This is a genomic window from Mesorhizobium sp. M7A.F.Ca.US.010.02.1.1 (assembly GCF_004023085.1).
In the GTDB taxonomy this organism is placed as follows: domain Bacteria; phylum Pseudomonadota; class Alphaproteobacteria; order Rhizobiales; family Rhizobiaceae; genus Mesorhizobium.
In genome coordinates, this window is sequence record NZ_RZRV01000006.1 from 148,868 (window position 1) to 166,766 (window position 17,899).

The window sequence follows — 17,899 nt, forward strand, 5'->3', positions numbered from 1 at the left end:
GAGCGCGCATGTTCGCCAAAATCGACTCTGGACTATTTGCCGGCCGGGCATCTCTCGCGGCCATGGCAATCCTGCTTTCGACGCATTCGGAGGGCGCGCTGGCGGCAGACGCCATTGCCGTGAATTCCGATGATTTTACCCTGCCGCCCGAGCCTTCCCGTTTCGGGCGTTTCGAACAGAAGCTGGCCGACTGGCATGTCGTGCTCGGCGGCGGGGCCATCATCGTCCCCAAATACGAGGGCAGCGATGAGTTCAAGATCATGCCGGTGCCTTTCGTCACGGCGACATTCCTCGACACGGTGACGATCGATCCGACAGGTGCCAACATCGCCGTCTATGGACAAGGACCGTTCGCGTTCAGCGCGCGGCTTGGCTATGAGATGGGCCGCAAGGAAGACGACTCCGACCATCTGCGCGGCTTGGGGGATGTCGACATGGGCGCGACGGTCGGCGTGAAGGCAGCGGCGAAGTTCGGTCCAGCCGAAATATTCGCGCAGCTGGACAAGACCATCGGCGGCAGCGATGGCCTGGAGGGCAGGGTGGGGATCGAGGTGACCCGGCCTCTGTCTCAATCGTTGATGATCGGCGCCAGCGCGTCCGCCGTCTTTGCCGACGAAAATTACATGCAGGCCTATTTTGGCGTCACGCCCGAACAATCGGCTCGCTCGGGGCTGGCGCGCTATGATGCCGGCGCCGGTTTGAAGCGCGCCGATTTTTCGATTTCCGCCACATATATGCTCGACGAGAACTGGATGGTGCGCGGCGAAGCGGGGGTCGGTGTTCTCTTGGGTGACGCTGCCGACAGCCCCGTTGTCGTCGAAAAGATCCAGCCTTCAGGGATGCTTCTCGTCGGATATCGGTTCTGACGCCTACCAGGCACCAAATGCAGGCTAGACAAACTCCGGAATGGCACAGCAACGGCACCAAAGCGATTTGAGCGCCGAATCCAGGTCGGCAAGGCAAGGTTCGCGCATCCTCATTGTCGAAGACGATCTTGAGATCGCACGCATGCTGGGCGAGACGCTCACCGACAACGGCATGATCGTGGAAATTGCCGAGAGCGGCGTCCAGATGAATGCCGCGCTTCGCAACCAGAAATTCGATCTCATCGTGCTCGATGTCATGCTGCCGGGCGAAAACGGTCTCAACATCTGTCGCCGTCTTCGTGCCGGAACCAACATTCCGATCCTGATGCTGACCGCGCTCGGTGAGGAAATCGACCGCATCTTCGGGCTGGAAATCGGCGCGGACGACTATGTGACGAAACCGTTCAGCGCACGCGAACTGACGGCCAGGATACGGGCGCTGCTGCGCCGTACAGCCTATGCTCCAGACGAGCGGGACTGGTCGAAGGTGCTTCGTTTCAACGGCTGGCGCCTCGATCCCATACGACGGCAATTGCATGACCCCAACAATGCGCGGGTTACGACCACGACGCATGAATTCGACCTGTTGCTTGCGTTTTGTCGCAATGCAGGCCGGGTTCTCTCGCGCGAGGAACTTCTGGGCGTAACCCATGCCGGGCTCGCGGGGCCGATCGAGCGTAGCGTCGATGTCCATATCAGTCGAATCCGCAGGAAGATCGAAAAGGATGCGCGCGATCCGGTGCTTTTGAGGACCGTTCGGTTGGGTGGCTACATCTTCACCGCGACGGTAGAGGAAGCATGAGGGGTTTCATCCGCCGTTTCTTGCCACAGTCCGTGCGTGGGCAGTTTGTGGCAATCATTTTCATCGCGGTGATCGTGATTATGTTCGTCGGTTCGGTCGTCGAGAGTTTCATAGAGAACGTCGACCTTCCCGCTGCGGAAGATAACGCAAGGCGTGCGGCCGTTGTTGCTGCCTTGTTGCAAGAAACGCCAGCGGAGGCGCGTGGCGCAATTCTGGCGACAGCAAAGCGGGCCGGCTTTGATTTCGAGATATTGCCCAAGGACCAGATACGCGGCATTCCCCAATCATATCTGCAATGGCGAAGTGTCGAATGGCTTTTGCGTATCGACAGGGGGACGGTTGATGGACGCTGGCTAAGGATCGGCGGCCGATACGCGTTTGTCATCGACCTGGACCAGCAGGACGTCCTGGCCCATTTCGGCATGCCCGATTCCTGGCTGACATCGGGCCTCGTCCGTGCCTCGTTCTACAGGTTCATGGCTTTCGTCGCCTTGCCCGTGCTGATCTGGCTGTTTGCGGTTTGGGCCGTGACGGATCCATTGAAGCGCATCTCGGCAGCAGTCGGTTCGGCCGAGATCGAGAATGCCGAACAGCTCTTCGTCGAACACGGCTCCATTGAAATGGTGGGCTTGGCGCGCGCCCTGAACAGGATGAGGACGCGCATCCGCACGATGATCGAAAATCGCACGCGCATGTTGCGCAGCGTCAGTCATGATCTGCGCACGCCGTTGACGCGGCTGCGGCTTCGCGCCGAGCGTATGGATGATGGCCCAATCCGAACCGCAATCCTGTCCGATGTCCAGCACATCGAAATCTTGATCGACGAGACCCTGACCTATCTGCGCAACGATGTTTCGACGGAGAAGCTGCAGCGCGCCGACATTGCCAGCGTTCTGCAAACCGTTTGCGCCGAGTTCTCCGATGTCGGATTTCCTGTCTCATATTCCGGGCCGGACCGGCTCCTGGGCTGGTGCAAGCCCAATGCATTGGCGCGTGCCATCGCCAATCTTTGCGACAACGGGGTCAAATTCGCTGGCAACGTCACGGTCGCATTGACGGCGACCGGCACGGCGGCGCGCATCATGGTAGGGGATGACGGGCCGGGTATTCCGATGACGGCACGCGCCCGTGTTTTCGAACCATTCTTCAAGGAAGATGCGTCGCGCGGCATTGCATCGAAGCATGGCTTCGGTCTGGGCCTGTCGATCGTTGCCGACATCGTCCAGGGTCACGGCGGTAGGATCGAATTGCAGGACAACCAGCCCAGCGGACTGGTCGTCACCATCGACCTGCCGAATGCCGCTGGCGTGCAGTCGGCATAGACGGCCTCCTGCCGGGTAGATGCGCTCTAAGCCGGCAGGCCGGGGCGATCGAGCTTTTGGGGCGACAGCGTGAAAATCTCGCATCCTGTGTCGGTCACGCCGATCGTGTGCTCGTACTGCGCCGACAGCGAGCGGTCGCGCGTCACCGCAGTCCAGCCGTCCGACAGAACCTTCACATGCGGCCTGCCCAGATTGATCATCGGCTCGATGGTGAAGATCATGCCAGGCCGCATCTCTACGCCCTCATTGGCGCTGCCGTAATGCAGGATGTTAGGCGCGTCATGGAAAAGCTGGCCGACGCCGTGGCCGCAGAAGTCGCGCACCACCGAGCAGCGCTCGCCTTCGGCAAAGGTCTGGATGGCGGCGCCGATGGCGCCGGTGCGGGCGCCCGGCCTGACCGCCGCAATGCCGCGCATCAGGCATTCATGCGTGACTTCGAGCAGGCGCTCGGCGGCGCGCTTGATCGTGCCGACCGGATACATGCGCGAAGAATCGCCGTGCCAGCCGTCGAGGATGTAGGTGACGTCGATGTTGACGATGTCGCCATCCTTGAGCGGCTTGTTGTCGGGAATGCCATGGCAGACGACATGGTTGATCGAGGTGCAGGACGATTTCGTGTAGCCGCGATAGTTGAGCGTCGCCGGCAGCGCGCCGTGGTCCATGCCGAATTCGAAGACGAAGCGGTCTATTGCTTCGGTGGTGACGCCGGGCTGGACCATCGGCACCAACTCGTCGAGGCAGCGTGCGGTGAGATCGCATGCCTTGCGCATGCCGGCAAAGCCGTCCTCGCCATAGAGGCGGATCTGGCCGGTATTTCTGAGCGGGGCCGTGGCAGCGTCGAGATAGGTGACCATTTTGTCCGTGTAGCGGGTAGGGCTCTGCAGGAGAGCCAGCGTGAAATCTCCCCAGATTTGGCACTTGAGGGCAAAAGGTTCAAGGAAGAACTGTCTGATGTAGCCGCGCGCTTCCGGATATTTGCCTCGCATCGGCCATGTCTTGCCGGCTTTTGCCCGGTTTGCTTCCCTTTCTGGCCATGGTGCGTTAGGGCGGGTGATGTTTTCGAGATCGCGTCCCTTCGCGGCGGCCAGGCAAACCGGATGGCCTGAAGCGCCGCTGACGGCAGCGTGCTCATGCCTGATGGGCATGGTGCTGCTGGCGATGCTGTGCTTCGGCCTGCCGGCGGCGTCAGGCTTTGCGGGGTCTGCGCCAAGCGGTGCCAGTGTCGGTGTCGAGCGGTCGGGCGAGGTGGCGGCGCTGCTGCGTGTCACCGGCAAGGCGCAAGCGCTGGAAGTTCGTGCCGGCCGTCCGCTCCTGGTCAAGTTCGCCGGCGGCCATCCCGCGCTTCCGGTCCCCGACGCTGTTTTTCTTTGGGCCGAACGGACATCGCAAAGAGCGATGGTTTCGGGATATGGGGCCGCTCCGGTTCCCGGGGCGAGCACCAATCAGCCGCGCGCACCGCCGACCATCACGGCCTGAGCGGTCCAGGACCGTACCCTTTACCTCATCGTTATTCCTGTTGCGTCGTGATCGTGCGGCGGCTGTCGGCCGCGCAGCGGTCGCGCGGCGCGTCATTTCCGGATTATTTCAATGCAACAACGCATCAAGACTTTCAAAACCCTGTCGCGCGCGGCCTCGGCTGCCATGTTCCTCTCCGTCCAGGCGCTCATCTGCATCGGAACCGTCTATTGGGCGGTTGCCGAGACGCTCGGCCTGTCGGCGACGGCGGCCCTTGTTCTCGGCGGCATCTTCGCCGTGCCGACGGTATTTGTACTGATCACCGCCATTCGCATGGCCTTCGACGCGGAGACGGATTCGGCGAACCAGTGAGCATATGGCACCCAGGACAGATCTCGGATGCGCGATTTCTTTGGCGCGATGTGGCGGCCCGCGACCCAAGTGACGACACATTTCTGAGCCAAAAGCCGGTCAAAGCAACTTTTGACGACGAACGGCGTTGCCTCGGCGACGCCGTTCGGGAGACAGGAAATGGATAGACTGCAATTCGAGGTGCCGGTGCGCATAGCGCCTGGATCCGGTCTGCCAGTCGAGGAGATCTATGGCGTCGAACAGGCGCTCGATTTTCTCCAGGACTGGCCTGCGCGCCGTCAGGGCCCGATCTATCAGAAAGCGTTCAACGCCTGCTTTGGCGCCACGGTGGAGGTGGTCAAGACCGAGGATGCCTGCCGGGCGTTCATGGCGTTTTGCCGCGCCAGTGGACTGATGGCCAGGGACATGATGACGCCGCGCAAGCGCGGCGGTGAGGCGAGGGCGCTCCAGGCCTGAGGGCCGTCGCCCGTTTCGCCTGCCCCGATTCCTACGTCAACGATCGCGTTTGAACGCACGCGGCGATGTCGTGAGCGTAGGGCTGCGCCCTTTCGTCCCCGACGACCGCAGCACCTACGTCAGCGCCGTTAAGCTTCCGTTTCCACCTTCCCGGCTACGCCATTGCTTGTTGGCGATGGTGATTCGTTGCGTCAGTCTCATGGTTTGGAAGATGTCCCCAGAAAAAGTCCGTGCATTCCCGATCGACCGTCAGGTATTCTTGGTTAGAGAGGTTGCCGCCAAGCTCGGCAACCTGCATGGCGAGACCGCCACCTCGTTCTGGAGAGCCAAGGCGTCGGAGTTGCTCGATCTTGTGGTCGGATCCGGCAGGGACAGAACAGCAGCCGGCGATGAAGTGCGCAGGTTTTTCCTGGCCGTGCAGCGAGAGATGTTGGCTGATACGGCCTCGGAGTCGATGCCAATTCTTTCCGCTTGAAGCAAATCCTGAACCTCCATCCTCCACACATGCATCAGTAATTTGTAAATACGCTTACTCCGGTGTGTTTTTCGGAGACCCGGTCGTTGTTCGCGCGGTCTCGGCTGCGAATCCGGCAATTTCCCGCCGGCCTTGAGGGGCGGCCCACTCTGAGACATCGATGCGCTTGCGCGTTGGTCAGCCAGCGAAACACTTCTTTTTTGAAGCCAATGGACCACTGCTCAAAAATGCAACGAACTTTTTAGCCATTCGTTCATCTATGCGTGCTTTCTAATTTAAACCATGGCCTTGAGTAGCTTCACCCGTGTTCGGCTTGTAATGGACGCCATGCGCCGCAGCACGGGCGCGAATGTCGCTACGATTTTTGCCTTGACCTTGCCGGTCGTTGTCGGCGCTGCGGGCTTCGGCGTCGAGACCTCCTATTGGTACTACAACAGCCTGAGATTGCAGGCGACGGCCGATGCAGCCGCTTATGCCGGTGCGCTCGAACAGATCTCGGGTTCCGACAAGCCGACGATCGTCGCGGCCGCGACCCAGTCCGCGGCGTCGAACGGACTGGGCTCGGGCACGATCGTCGTCAATACGCCCCCAGCGTCCGGACCGAATACGGCAAAAAAAGCGGTCGAGGTGATCGTAGGCCAGAAGCTCGACCGGATGTTCACCCTGATCTTTACACAGGAAAAGGTTCCCGAACAGGCGAGGGCGGTGGCCGTCATTACCGATGCCTCGAGTGCCTGCATGCTCGCGCTCGATCCATCCGCTTCGCAGGCAGTGCTGTTTTCCGGCAGTACCAGCGTTAAGCTCAGCGGCTGCTCGGTCATGTCCAATTCGATCGCCTCGGACGCCATCAAGCTTCAGGGCTCGGCCGGTCTGCAGGCCGATTGCCTGATATCGGCGGGCGGTGTCTCTCTCAGCAATCCCGTCAGGACCGTCTGCGCGGCCCCGATCACCCAGGCACTGCCTGCCGGCGATCCCTTTGTCGACCTGCCGGCCCCGGTGGCCGGGACCACCTGCCAGAACGACAACAAGGCGACGCTCGGTCCAGGCACCTATTGCAGCGGCATGAACCTAAAGGGCAATGTCACGCTTTCGCCCGGCGTCTATGTCGTCCAGGGCAGTTTCAAGATAAACGCCAATGCGGCCATCACTGGCAGCGGGGTGACCATCTTCATGTCGGGCAGCTCGACTGTCAGCATGAATGGCAATGCGTCCGTGAACCTCAGCGCGGCGACTTCGGGCACCTACTCAGGCGTTCTGTTCTACGGCGACAGGACCGGCATGAGTGCATCCAGCACATTCAACGGCACGGCGGACTCGCTTTTGACCGGGGCGATCTATTTCCCCAAGCAGCAAGTGAACTATCTTGGCAACTTCTCGGGCAAGGGCGGCTGCACCAGGGTCGTCGCCAATACGATTCAATGGTCCGGTAATTCAACCATCAATCAGGATTGCTCAAGCCTCGGAGTGCCCAACATTCCAGCCGCGCGGTCCGTGGCACTTTCCGAGTAGCCCCGTGGGGCGCCGATCGATGCCGAACCTTGGCGATGATTCGGGCGTTGCGGCGGTCGAGTTCGCGATGGTGCTGCCCATTCTGTGCCTGGTGCTGCTTGGTATTCTGGACGGCTGGTCCTACGTAACGAGTTCACTGTCGATGCGCGCCGGTGTGAAGACCGCCGCGAACCTGGTCATGAGCGGATCGACCGATGATGCGGCGACCCAAGCTCTTGCCATTGCGAGCTGGGAAAATCGGCCGGAGGACGGTCAGGTCACGCTAAGCCGCATCCGTATGTGCGGGGCGACGGTGGTCGACGTGTCCACCATGTGCAGTGGGCCGAAGGTGCCGGCGGTCTATGTCCAGATACAGGCATCGGGCACCTGGGTGCCGCCAATTGCCTTCGGCCCATTTGCCACTTCCACTGTAATCGGTCACCAGGAGATGATCCGTGTCCGCTAGGGTAAGCGCGTTCCGGCAGGATCGATCGGGCGGGGCCGGGCTGGAGTTCGCGCTAATCGCCCCCTTCCTCGTCATGCTGCTGTTCGGGATCTTCGCTTTTGGCTGGTCGATGCACTCGGTCTCCAGTGTTCGCTATACGCTGGAGACGTCAGCGCGCTCGCTGCAGCTTAAGAACACGCTGACCCAGGCCGACATTCAATCGATCGCCACGCAGAAATTGCAGGCCTTGGGGTTTAAGGACGTGAACGTCACCATCGCCATCGACCCGGTGAGCGGCGGCTTCCGCAAGGCGCATCTGACCGCGGCCTATGCCTTCGTCATCGACTTTCCCTACTTCAGTTCCTTCCCCATCAACTACGCGACAACCGTTACCGTGCCGCTGCTTGGCAGCGGCTAGGCTGTGGCCTGATAGCTTCGCGTGCTGGGGCTCTGCTTACTTGTACGCCTTGAGCGCGATTAGACCACCGAGAATGGTTATCGCCATCAGGATCAGCGCCCACGACACGACGTTATGCGACAGACGCCTCCGGCGGCCGCGCAGGGTCCGGTCCCGCTAGCGTTTGGCCTGATCAGCCCCTGTGTTTTGTCGATCCACATCCTTCCCCACGAGCAGAATGCGACTCATGCCGGCTGGTGTCCAGATCGGCACCGGTTTTGGCGGTCGCGCTGCAAGCCTGGCTCTCAGCCTGCTTTTGATGGCAAGGGGCTAGATAATATATTCATTAGTGCTAATATTGAGATGACGTTACGTCATGTCGGACCATCTATCGGGTGCAATAAAGGGGGTTCCAATGAGAGTGGCTGTATTTTGCGCGGCTGTGGTTTTCGCTGCGACTGGTGTCGCTGATGCCAAGGAAAAGAAGGTGGCGGTCAGTGATGCCGCCGCCTTGTGTTCCACCAACCCGTCAGCCAAGAAGCCCGTTCCAAATCTGGACTGCGGTGTCACCGGAACCGCCAAATCGCAAGATAGCGGCGCAAAGGCAGAGCCGCGCCTCGGATACGACTCCAACCCGTGGATTGTAACAGGCTTTTGACTTCGCATGGCGAATGCCGGTTGAAGCGCTGAAGAGAGTCGTCTTGACCGACGGGCGCCGCCCCCTGGGAGTGGAACGCAAGGGTCGGGCGCCGTTGAGAAGAAGGATGCGCAAATGGCCGCCTATCTGATCGCGGATGTAGACATAAAGGACGCTGCCGTGTTCGAGGAATACCGGCGGGATGTGCCGGCCACCGAGGAGCGTTATGGTGGGAAATATCTAGGTCGTGGCGGTGCGACCAAGGTTTTGGAAGGTGATTGGGAGCCACACCGTTTGGTTATTATCGAATTTCCCGACATGACGTCATTGATGGGCTGGTACAATTCGCCGGAATACGCGCGCCTTATCGAAATCCGTAAGCGTTGCGCCAACACCAGGATAATTGCGCTTGAGGGGATCGCAACACCCACTGTTTGACAGTGGTGACTCGGCTCCGCCTTCATCAGGCAGAATCCGGCTTTTGCCCGAATCCGCACACCGCGAAGTCAGCTGTTTAAAGCCGGGAAACCAGGCAATAAATACGGGCTTACCACCACTGCGGGGCTTTCTCATCATCGCAGTGCCGAGAACCCAACTCGACCGTGCAATTGAAAAGCCCGCCACGGGGGCGACCTGCGGCGGGCTCTTGGAGCGGCTACATCCCTGAGGAATCGACCACTTTGTAGCAGGATTATGACCCGTGTGACCGCGTTAGCCTATGGTGTGATCGCGGAAGACAGGTCTTCGTTGAAGATAACGGCAGAGAGCTTCCCAGTGGCGGGCCATAGGGCAATCCCAGGTGCGGACCTCTGGATTGCCCATTTTTCTTGGAACCGTCGTGCCGCAGCGAAGTTCGGTACCAAAGGGACATTCCGAAATGGAGTTGATCATGAAACAGGTTCTTTTCGCTTCAGCCATTATGGCACTGTCAACTGGCCTCGCATTTGCGCAATCGACCGACACGACCACAGGCGGATCGTCGACCTCGACAACCAAGACCATGCCGAGCACTACGACCGATCAGGGCACGGATTCGACCACCACGAGTGGAACGAACTCGAACTCCGCCAAGGACTGCGCTCCGGGTCAACAAACTGGCAGCGCCAAGCAGGCCGCCCCAGGTCAACAGGACACCGATGCTAACTCGGCTGCTCCTGGTCAGATGAAAAAGACCACGGAAGGCTGCTGACCTGCCTTTGGACTGTCCCAGGTTGATGCATAGCGGTCGATTCTCAGGATGTAGCCGCTTTCGAAAAGCCTGTCGTGCTAGGCCGCCAAGGCGGGTTCGCCTCGCTGAAGGACTTCTGGGAGGTCCAATGAGGATGCGCCTAGACACCCTTTCAGCCGCCATTTATGTTAGACATCTCTAAAGTGCAGATGAGCCGCTCGGCTTTAGAGTGCGCCAAGGGCCTGCATTCGAGCTCTAACTTGTTGTGCTTTTTCATCCGGGGGGACACCAGTATGACAAGCGAACGTCAGCACGAATACGAACTGGGGCATTCGGAAAGAGAACTGAAAAGGCTTGCGACGCAGGCGACATTGGTTGACCCGATGACACGGAATTACCTGCGGCGAGCTGGTCTCCGAGCGGGAATGCATGTCCTTGACGTGGGGAGCGGCGCCGGGGATGTCGCCTTTCTCGCGGCTGATGTTGTCGGACCCACAGGTCTTGTCATCGGCTCTGACAGGTCGGCGGAGGCTCTTGACGCTGCTCGGGCGAGAGCCGCGCAACGTGGTTTGGAGAATGTAATCTTCCACCAATGTGATCCTGCCACCTTCACTTTCGATGTATCGTTCGACGCTATCGTGGGCCGATACGTATTAATGTTCTCGCCCGATCCCGTCGAAATGTTGAGGGGCGTTGCGCGGCATCTTGCTCCCGGCGGCGTGATAGTATTCCACGAAGTCGATTGGACCGGCGCTGCCTCATTTCCCTCCGTCCCGACCTACGACAACTGCTTTCGATGTATCGTTGAGACATTTCGTCGGGTAGGGACCAACCCAAACATGGGCCTGCAACTCCATTCGACCTTCCTCAAAGCCGGGCTGCCGGCCCCTAGCATGGCGGTAAGTGCTCTAGCCGGAGGTGGATCAGACAGTCTGAGCGGCATTGATCTGATCTCCGATCTCGCAGCGATCATGGCTCCGGTCATGGAGCAGATGGGCGTTATCACAGCTTCAGAACTCGGTCCCGAGACGCTTCAAGATCGAATTCGCGCAGAGGTTTATGCAAGCGCAAGCGTGGTGGTCGGCCGATATGAGGTGGGTGCCTGGTCGCGACGAATGTAAGCACCATGATCATGCCTATGCCTTCTACGTCGCTTTCCTCGCCGAGCCGCCGCTTGATGTCACGGGCGGCGCTCGTGCGGGATATCGGCCCTCCAGCATTCAGCCCACGATGACCTGAAAGCCGGCCCATCGCCTCCTGACAGTCAATCTCAGGGTCACTCGCGCTCATGGTGCGTTGATCATGCGTTTCCTTCCACAGTGCTGTCCTCGTCCAATGCATGCGGAACCGGCAGATACGCATTAGCGACAGCCAATCGCCCACTATCGTTCGGATGGTCCGCCCTCCTGAGCCCCATTTCTTCCGCCACGCCCGACAGGGGCTCTTGGACCCTCGGGTCAAGCGCTGGGTTACGTTTCGGAGCATCAGGGCCGCTCGTAGGAGCATTACCAGAAGGTCCGCGCGGGAAAGGTCGGCGGGCGGGTTCTTTGTTAAAATCGCCCGGCAGCCCGAAAAAAGTTTTCCAGACCGGTGCGGATTTGTTCCCAACCCCACTACTGCTGCTCGGGCATTTCAGTATTTTCCTGAGGGTCTTTTTTCACGCCTGGGCTGGGTGACGTGTCCGCTGGCGCATTACCGCCCTGGTTTTGCTCAGGAGCACGCTTGAACGGTGCCGTCTGCCAAGAGCCGTTCGATAAAGGCGTGAGTACAAAGAATGCTATCAGGCCTAGAAAAAGGACGGCGATAACCGCCACGCCCCACGCCATGAGTCTTCGCGTGCCACGCTGTTCTTGCCTGCGAGATAGATTGTCCGCCATTGCTCCGGCCTTTCGTGACGTGGCGCTGGTGAGCAACGCGCCTTCCCGAACTCGGTTCCGCCCGTCGTCCGACATCAGGCTTCGCCTTGAGGCGGCTTCCCGTCGCAGTGACGGTCTGCGGTTTCTGCTTTCTGCTCCGGGGGTGGCGTCTCCGCTCGAATCACCGGTTCCAGGTCGTTGGGAAAATTGGGTCGACTGGCAGTTTCGGCAGCAAATCTTTTTCGTCCGGTGATAGCGACGGAAGTATCTCTGCCACCTCGGCCAGGATGTCGTTTACGATCCCGTTCATTGCGTGCCTGCTGCGAAAATATCTCCTCTCGAACTTCGCTATTGCATCAAAGTTCCGGCCCATAAGGATGCTTCGTCATTCAGTGGCACGGGACAGGACCGGTGAATTGGCCAATGTTCGAACCCTGCTGGTGATCTGATTTCCGTCCAAGGTTTGGCCCGCTGCCGAACTGTGGGGGCTTTTTTATGTATTAGCGGAACCTGATATGTCGAGGCGGGTTGGAAATGGCGGCAGCGTCCCCCGCTGCCGGGCCGAGGCTCCAAGCCCCGGCCGGGTCCGCCTCTGCCCGCCAGTGGGGGCGGACCCACTGGAACACGCTCCGAAAAGGAGGTTTGGATCGCGCTCGGTTCCCCTGGCGGAGCAGAACATCGGAAGGCCGTCACTGCTCCCTCAGGGCGACAAAATTGATGGGAACATTTTAGCAAACTGTAAATTGAAGGTTCTTCTGCAGGAGGCCAAACTGTCCCAGCGGAGCGTCGACAAAGACCGGTTGGAGCGCGCAGACCGTGAGGCAAAGATTGCTAACGCGGCCGAGAGAGAGGCGCGAGATACAAAAACTGCCCGACTTCGAGAACAACGCCTTGCTGCCGAAGCCAAGGCTTCACAAATCAAGAAAGGTCGATCCGGGTGCTAGGTCGCTTTAGCCGCTGATGCTCGCGCTCGATGCTCGGCTGCTTGATCGGGCCGACTACGGTCGCTTGCCAGCCCGATGGCGATGAGGAATATAATCCTTCCGTTGCGGCGATCCCCTCAAACGGAGTTCGCACAAATGGCCCGATCGAAACCTTCCAAGCAGTTATCACAGGTTGAAATCGAGCGCTTTCTGGTGGCAGCGGAAGCGCTGCACCTGAGCATCGTCAAGCCGTTCATATCGCCGCTCTGCGACCACTACAGACAGACACGCGTCTTACATGAGGTGCTTTTGAAAGCCGTGCGGGATGTGACCGGAAGGGAAGTCGAGTTCATCCGGTGGAACACTACTGGGCCGGTGCTACCCACTTAAGGCCTGACGTGTCGGTTAGTCCTTCTAGCAGCTTGCGCGACTCTGCGATTGTGCGGCGCGTCTCCGCGATGGCCGAAAGCATGTTGTCTGCCTCAGCGACCGCATGTCGCTGGCGTCGGTGCGCCGCCATAATGAATAGCTCTAAGGCGATGTCCTCATCCATCGGGCAGCTCACGCACCCACTCGAACGTGACCTTCACGGTGAATAGCGGCTTGCTGGTGTGGTCGCGGACACGGATGGCAACTTTCCTGAAAGTTTCCGGCATCTGGTCTTTGGCTATTTCGAGTAACGCTGTTGCTGCCTCATCTTCAGCGGCTTTCCGGCTTTTAAGCTCGGTGCCTTCAGGGTCGGGAAACACTTCGCCATCGTCCGTTAGATCAAAGAAGAAGCGGGCCATATGGCCTTAATTCCTAACCCCGAAACTACTTGCTGGTTATCCAGTCCACCAAGCCAACTTCGATCTGCTCGCACCCGACATATTCGCGGACCAAGCATGAGGACATTGACGCGCTGCTCTGGTCGTTCCTACCGGAAGAAGTATTGGAAGAGGCGGTCAACGCTTCGGAAGGCGGCGCAGCCTGAACTGTCGCGTTTGGCCCGCTACCTCACGGTGGCGGGCTTTTCTCAGTCACGTTGATTCGGTTTGTGCGCGAACGTCCGCTGAAATTCGCTGCGCTTATTCGACGCTTATGTGACGAATGGGGTACAGATTCGGCTAAGTCGTTGAAAGATCTGGTACGCCCAAGGGGAATCGAACCCCTGTTACCGCCGTGAAAGGGCGGTGTCCTAACCGCTAGACGATGGGCGCGCTCAGACGAAGCGGCTTATACTGGCGTTGTGCGCAACCGGCAACCCGTCAGGTGCCACCTTGGACAACTTTTTTCCGGGCCTGCCAAATCAACGATTTCCCGAAGTTGGCGAGCTTGACGATTAGCGGGGACGCCGCATCGCTCTGCTCCGGAATGATGAAGTTGGGAAGGCTTCGGCCAATCCGATATTCGGGATGCCCAACGGAACGATCTTGGCCGCCAGCCGATCTCAGATCCGCGCTAGCCGTCACCGCCGCTGCGCCGGCGGCAGCGCCAGTTCCAGTCGCGCTCGGGGCCGACGTCGACGTGAACCGATTCTGTGTGGCAGTAGGTGCCGACGCCGCCGCGGCCGGGCATGCTTCTGATGTAGCTCGCCAGTTCCCATTTCGAAACGCCGGGCACCTGGATGTCGGCGGCGGCGCAATACATGTGCAGCGAATTTTTGGCGCCGTTGGCGCGCCGGTTGCGGGCCGGGTCGCGATAGCCTGACGTCACCGTCATCTTGCGGCCGTAGTGGCCTTCGATCGTCTTCAGCACACGCACCAGCGACGGCTTCAGGCAGGCCACGTCGACGCTCTCGTTCTGCTTGAGCAGCCCGTTGGGCGCCAACCGGGCCATGCCGGCGGCTGACGCAACCTGATAGGAGCCGCCGATTGGCCCCTCATCCTCGTTGAGGTCGACGTCGCTTTCGTCATCGAGGCCGGACTTGCGCTTGATCTCGAACAGGGCCGTTTGGCGCACGCCGGGCAGGGCATCGCTGCCAGTGACGTGGCCGGTATCGCCGCCGAGCGAAGCCAGCTGCACCGGCTTGGCCGTGGAACTGGCCGAGGCAAGCGTGATGATCGGCTTTGCCGCTGCTGGCGCCGCTTTTGCCTGCGCCGGGGGCTGCTCGCCCGTCCGGGCGTTGCTGATGATGGGGGCTGGTGTCGCCGAGGCTGGCGTTGCGCCAAACATCGAGGCGAGGAAGCCTTTCTTCTTTGGTGCTTCGGCCTGCGGCATCTCGCCAGCTGTCACATAGACCGGGTTGTTCATGGCCGGAACGGCAGCGGGCTTCGGCGCCGCCACGTCGCCGTCGACCGCGGCAATCTGCTGGGCGACCGCGTCGGTTTGGCGCGCGGTCTGTGCCTGCTGCGTCAGCGATTGCGGCGTGTTTCCAACGATGGTTTCGGCGCCCGCCGGCGTGGTCAGCGGAAAGGCAGCTCCCGGTTTGGACATAGGCACGTAGGCGACTTTTTCAGGCAGCGCCGTATCGCTTGCCGTCATCACCGTCGTCTGCTCGGTCGTGATATCAGACGAATCGGAGGCGATCGCCTTGCCGCTGGAGGCCGCGTTTATGTCCGATGCGGTGGCATTGTAACCGGGCATTCCGACCGACATTGTCGGGTCGCCAGCCGAAGTGCAGGAGGCCAGAAGCAAGGAGCAGAGCGCTGCCACAATGGCGCGGCGTTCTCCCTTTGCGAGGCTCCATCCTGCTGATTTCAAAGTCAAATTCCCCCTCGATGTCCGGTCGGTATATCCTTGGCGCCACACGCATGCGTCGATGCCAGGGTGACCTTTGTCTCCGATCCGGAAACGAGACCTGTGTCAAATCCGCAAGCCTGAAAGTATTTTTGCGGTGATTGCCGAATTACGGCCGCTTGATGGTTGACGACACCATTTCGCCCGCTTTTGGCGGTCCGTCAACTCACCACACATTACAGTCCGTTACACACGTACTTTCACATAGGTGCCGGGAGCATCACCCAAGGTTTTCATATGCTTGCCCGGTTTGCGGGCAGGCACGCGCGTGTTGTCCTTGGCCTCTATCCAGTCTTGCCAGTGCGGCCACCAGGATCCTGGATGGTCGGTGGCATTGGCTATCCACTGGCTAAAGTCGCCCGTCGGCATACCCCCGGTCCAATACTGGTATTTGTTGGATGCCGGCGGATTGACGACACCGGCGATATGGCCCGATCCGGCCATCACATACTCGACTGTGCCGCCGAAATATTTCGAGCCGAGGAACACCGAAAGCGCCGGCGCGATGTGATCTTCCTTGGAGGCGAGGTTGTAGACCGGGATGGTGATGTCGCCGAGCGAGACCGTATGGCCCGCCAGTTCCATCGTGCCTTGCGAAAGGTTGTTCTCGAGATAGCAGTTGCGCAGGTAGAAAGAGTGATTGGCCGCCGCCATGCGGGTGGAATCTGCATTCCAGTAGAGCAGGTCGAAGGGCAGGGGATCCTTGCCGCGCATGTAGTTGTTGACGACATAGGGCCAGATCAGGTCGCCTGAGCGCAGCATGTTGAAGGCGGTCGCCATCTTGGTGCCGTCGAGATAGCCTTTTTCGCTCATCGACTTTTCCACAGCGGCGACCTGTTCTTCGTCGACGAACACTTTCAGGTCGCCGGCATGGGTGAAGTCGACCTGCGTGGTGAAGAACGTAGCCGATTTTATGCGGTCGTCGCCCTCTTGCGCCATCAGCGCCAGTGCCGCCGCCAAAAGCGTGCCGCCGACGCAATAGCCGATCGCGTTGACGTCGCGTTCGCCGGTGGCCTTCTCGACCGTGTCGAGGCCATATTGCAGACCCTCGCGGATATAGGCTTCCCAGCTCTTGGTGCCGTGGCGCTCGTCCGGATTGATCCAGGAGATGACGAACACGGTGTGGCCCTGTTCAACCGCCCAGCGAATGAAGGATTTCTGCGGGTTCAGATCGAGGATGTAGAATTTGTTGATCCATGGCGGGCAGATCAGCAGGGGCCGCTTGAGCACCGTCTCGGTGGCCGGGTCGTACTGGATGATTTCGGCGACGTCGCTGCGGCCGACCACCTTGCCGGGAGTGGTGGCGATGTTCCTGCCGATCTCGAAGGGGGAGTAGTCGGCCTGCCGCAGCTTCAGGTCGCCCTTGCCGGCGGCGATGTCCTCGGCCAGCATCTTCATGCCGCGCACCAGGTTTTCGCCGTTCGAGGCGACGGTTTCACGGAACAGTTCCGGATTGGTCAGGATGAAATTCGACGGCGAGATGGCGTTGGACACCTGCTTGACGTAAAAGCCGGCCTTGTGGCGGGTGTGCTCGTCCAGACCTTCGGCGTGCTCGACCAGATCGGCCGCCCAGCGCGAGGTGACGAGATAGGCCTGCTTGAGGAAATCGAAGAAGGCATTGCGGCCCCATTCCGGGTCGAGGAAGCGCTTGTCCCCGCGCTCCGGCTTGACCGCGTCCTCGGTGTCTTGCGCGGCGTTGCTGGTGCGCTGAATGGCGTTGGCCCAGACCGTCATATAGCCGGAGAACAACCGCGTCTGCGCTTCCAGCGCGCGCTGCGGATCGGCAAGCCAGTATTCGCTGAGCTTGGAAAAGGTCTTCACCATATCGACAACGGGCTCGGCGACATGGTCGCGCACGTCGCCTTTTTCGCGCGGCTCAGCCCAGGCGGAAGCTGCCTTGCCGGCCTGCTCGATCATGCGCGCCATGTTCAGGGCGAAGCGTTCCGGGTCCTTCACCAGATATTGCTCGACGGTCGAAGGCTCGTCATCTTCCGCTTTGCCCGAATCGGGTGTTTTGGACATGGTTGGCGGGGTTCCTCCCGAGGCCTTTTCTTGACATATTAACATGGGACATCCGACCGGGCCAATCTCGCTCTACCTCGGCTGCCAGGGAAACAATATGACGATTAATATTGGCGAGACTGTTTTTTTCGGTGCCGGACGTTTTTGCCGCATCGGCGTGGCGATCGTCCTCATCGGGATTGCCGGGTGCTCGAGCACCAACACGAATGGCCCGACGCCTGTCGCTGCGGGTGCGGGGCCGAAGGATACCGGCACCTTTCCGAACCTGAACATCAAGCCGCAAGTGGCGGCGTCGCAGTTCACCGAAGCCGAGAAGAACGCCAAGCTCGCGCAATTGAAGGCGGATGAGAATGCGCAGGCGGCAAAGGGCGGCGGCCCGAAGGTCGCCAACCAGGCGGCGCTGACGGATCTGGCCAAGAAGCATGGCGACGAAACGCTGAGGCAGATCGAAGCCAAATGCGACCCCACCCTCGACCCTACCTGCAAATAAGTATATA

The 17,899-nt window shown here is 60.1% G+C and carries 21 protein-coding genes and 1 tRNA gene; 16 read left to right on the forward strand and 6 right to left on the reverse strand.

Annotated features, from left to right (window positions below; all coding sequences use genetic code 11):
• Positions 1-8 precede the first annotated feature (8 nt).
• Genes EOA19_RS08950 through EOA19_RS08960 form a run of 3 tightly spaced genes read left to right on the forward strand, consistent with a single transcriptional unit; the run spans position 9 to position 2,990 of the window.
• Positions 9-866: a MipA/OmpV family protein gene (locus EOA19_RS08950; RefSeq protein ID WP_128303349.1), complete on the forward strand. Its 858-nt coding sequence runs from the start codon at positions 9-11 to the stop codon at positions 864-866.
• Positions 867-906: 40 nt separating this feature from the next.
• A complete protein-coding gene (locus EOA19_RS08955; RefSeq protein WP_032900681.1) occupies positions 907-1,668 on the forward strand; it encodes a response regulator transcription factor in 762 nt (253 codons plus the stop codon).
• Complete coding sequence (locus EOA19_RS08960; RefSeq protein ID WP_128303350.1) at positions 1,665-2,990, forward strand: HAMP domain-containing sensor histidine kinase; 1,326 nt, start codon at positions 1,665-1,667, stop codon at positions 2,988-2,990. Before EOA19_RS08955 ends, EOA19_RS08960 begins: the two co-directional genes overlap by 4 nt.
• 26 nt (positions 2,991-3,016) lie before the next feature.
• On the opposite strand, the gene map is transcribed toward EOA19_RS08960, so the two are convergent.
• Positions 3,017-3,844 carry a type I methionyl aminopeptidase gene (gene map, locus EOA19_RS08965; RefSeq protein ID WP_127259746.1) on the reverse strand — a complete coding sequence of 276 codons (828 nt, stop codon included), beginning with the start codon at positions 3,842-3,844 and terminating at the stop codon, positions 3,017-3,019.
• A gap of 199 nt (positions 3,845-4,043) precedes the next feature.
• On the opposite strand from map, the gene EOA19_RS08970 reads away from it, so the two are divergent.
• From EOA19_RS08970 to EOA19_RS09025, 11 genes are all read left to right on the forward strand, one after another.
• Positions 4,044-4,466, forward strand: coding sequence for a hypothetical protein (locus EOA19_RS08970; protein WP_023810457.1), 423 nt, complete (start codon positions 4,044-4,046; stop codon positions 4,464-4,466).
• Positions 4,467-4,577: 111 nt separating this feature from the next.
• Complete coding sequence (locus EOA19_RS08975; protein ID WP_128303351.1) at positions 4,578-4,817, forward strand: hypothetical protein; 240 nt, start codon at positions 4,578-4,580, stop codon at positions 4,815-4,817.
• Between the two features lie 159 nt (positions 4,818-4,976).
• Complete coding sequence (locus EOA19_RS08980) at positions 4,977-5,273, forward strand: DUF982 domain-containing protein (RefSeq protein ID WP_128303352.1); 297 nt, start codon at positions 4,977-4,979, stop codon at positions 5,271-5,273.
• A 70-nt stretch (positions 5,274-5,343) separates the two neighbouring features.
• Entirely contained in the window at positions 5,344-5,748 is a 405-nt protein-coding gene (locus EOA19_RS08985; RefSeq protein ID WP_245486113.1) for a DUF6074 family protein, read from the forward strand.
• Between the two features lie 282 nt (positions 5,749-6,030).
• A complete protein-coding gene (locus tag EOA19_RS08990; RefSeq protein WP_023810461.1) occupies positions 6,031-7,257 on the forward strand; it encodes a pilus assembly protein TadG-related protein in 1,227 nt (408 codons plus the stop codon).
• 19 nt (positions 7,258-7,276) lie between these two features.
• Positions 7,277-7,702 (forward strand): TadE/TadG family type IV pilus assembly protein, encoded by a 426-nt coding sequence (locus EOA19_RS08995; protein WP_050592670.1) that lies wholly within the window; start codon positions 7,277-7,279, stop codon positions 7,700-7,702.
• The gene (locus tag EOA19_RS09000; RefSeq protein ID WP_128303353.1) at positions 7,692-8,099 is read left to right on the forward strand and encodes a TadE/TadG family type IV pilus assembly protein; all 408 of its coding nucleotides are present in this window, start codon (positions 7,692-7,694) and stop codon (positions 8,097-8,099) included. Before EOA19_RS08995 ends, EOA19_RS09000 begins: the two co-directional genes overlap by 11 nt.
• A 394-nt stretch (positions 8,100-8,493) precedes the next feature.
• Positions 8,494-8,736 carry a hypothetical protein gene (locus EOA19_RS09010; protein ID WP_081734816.1) on the forward strand — a complete coding sequence of 81 codons (243 nt, stop codon included), beginning with the start codon at positions 8,494-8,496 and terminating at the stop codon, positions 8,734-8,736.
• 114 nt (positions 8,737-8,850) lie between these two features.
• On the forward strand, positions 8,851-9,153 hold the full coding sequence (locus EOA19_RS09015) for a DUF1330 domain-containing protein (RefSeq protein WP_023810464.1): 303 nt from the start codon (positions 8,851-8,853) through the stop codon (positions 9,151-9,153).
• A 451-nt stretch (positions 9,154-9,604) separates the two neighbouring features.
• The gene (locus EOA19_RS09020) at positions 9,605-9,904 is read left to right on the forward strand and encodes a hypothetical protein (protein ID WP_127297149.1); all 300 of its coding nucleotides are present in this window, start codon (positions 9,605-9,607) and stop codon (positions 9,902-9,904) included.
• Between the two features lie 272 nt (positions 9,905-10,176).
• A complete protein-coding gene (locus EOA19_RS09025) occupies positions 10,177-11,004 on the forward strand; it encodes a methyltransferase domain-containing protein (protein WP_164892885.1) in 828 nt (275 codons plus the stop codon).
• A gap of 492 nt (positions 11,005-11,496) precedes the next feature.
• Here EOA19_RS09025 and EOA19_RS09035 read toward each other — a convergent pair whose 3' ends face one another.
• Positions 11,497-11,796 (reverse strand): hypothetical protein, encoded by a 300-nt coding sequence (locus EOA19_RS09035; RefSeq protein WP_245273186.1) that lies wholly within the window; start codon positions 11,794-11,796, stop codon positions 11,497-11,499.
• A 1,022-nt stretch (positions 11,797-12,818) separates the two neighbouring features.
• Here EOA19_RS09035 and EOA19_RS09040 point away from each other — a divergent pair.
• On the forward strand, positions 12,819-13,052 hold the full coding sequence (locus EOA19_RS09040; protein WP_031212982.1) for a hypothetical protein: 234 nt from the start codon (positions 12,819-12,821) through the stop codon (positions 13,050-13,052).
• 155 nt (positions 13,053-13,207) lie between these two features.
• Here EOA19_RS09040 and EOA19_RS09045 read toward each other — a convergent pair whose 3' ends face one another.
• From EOA19_RS09045 to phaC, 4 genes are all read right to left on the reverse strand, one after another.
• Positions 13,208-13,450 carry a hypothetical protein gene (locus EOA19_RS09045; RefSeq protein WP_023810468.1) on the reverse strand — a complete coding sequence of 81 codons (243 nt, stop codon included), beginning with the start codon at positions 13,448-13,450 and terminating at the stop codon, positions 13,208-13,210.
• Between the two features lie 336 nt (positions 13,451-13,786).
• Positions 13,787-13,861: transfer RNA gene (locus EOA19_RS09050), tRNA-Glu, on the reverse strand.
• Positions 13,862-14,102: 241 nt separating this feature from the next.
• Positions 14,103-15,350 carry a YcbK family protein gene (locus EOA19_RS09055; RefSeq protein WP_023810470.1) on the reverse strand — a complete coding sequence of 416 codons (1,248 nt, stop codon included), beginning with the start codon at positions 15,348-15,350 and terminating at the stop codon, positions 14,103-14,105.
• Positions 15,351-15,566: 216 nt separating this feature from the next.
• Entirely contained in the window at positions 15,567-17,402 is a 1,836-nt protein-coding gene (gene phaC, locus EOA19_RS09060; RefSeq protein WP_023810471.1) for a class I poly(R)-hydroxyalkanoic acid synthase, read from the reverse strand.
• Positions 17,403-17,499: 97 nt separating this feature from the next.
• Here phaC and EOA19_RS09065 point away from each other — a divergent pair, with 97 nt between their 5' ends.
• A complete protein-coding gene (locus tag EOA19_RS09065) occupies positions 17,500-17,892 on the forward strand; it encodes a hypothetical protein (protein WP_023810472.1) in 393 nt (130 codons plus the stop codon).
• The last annotated feature ends 7 nt before the right edge of the window (positions 17,893-17,899 follow it).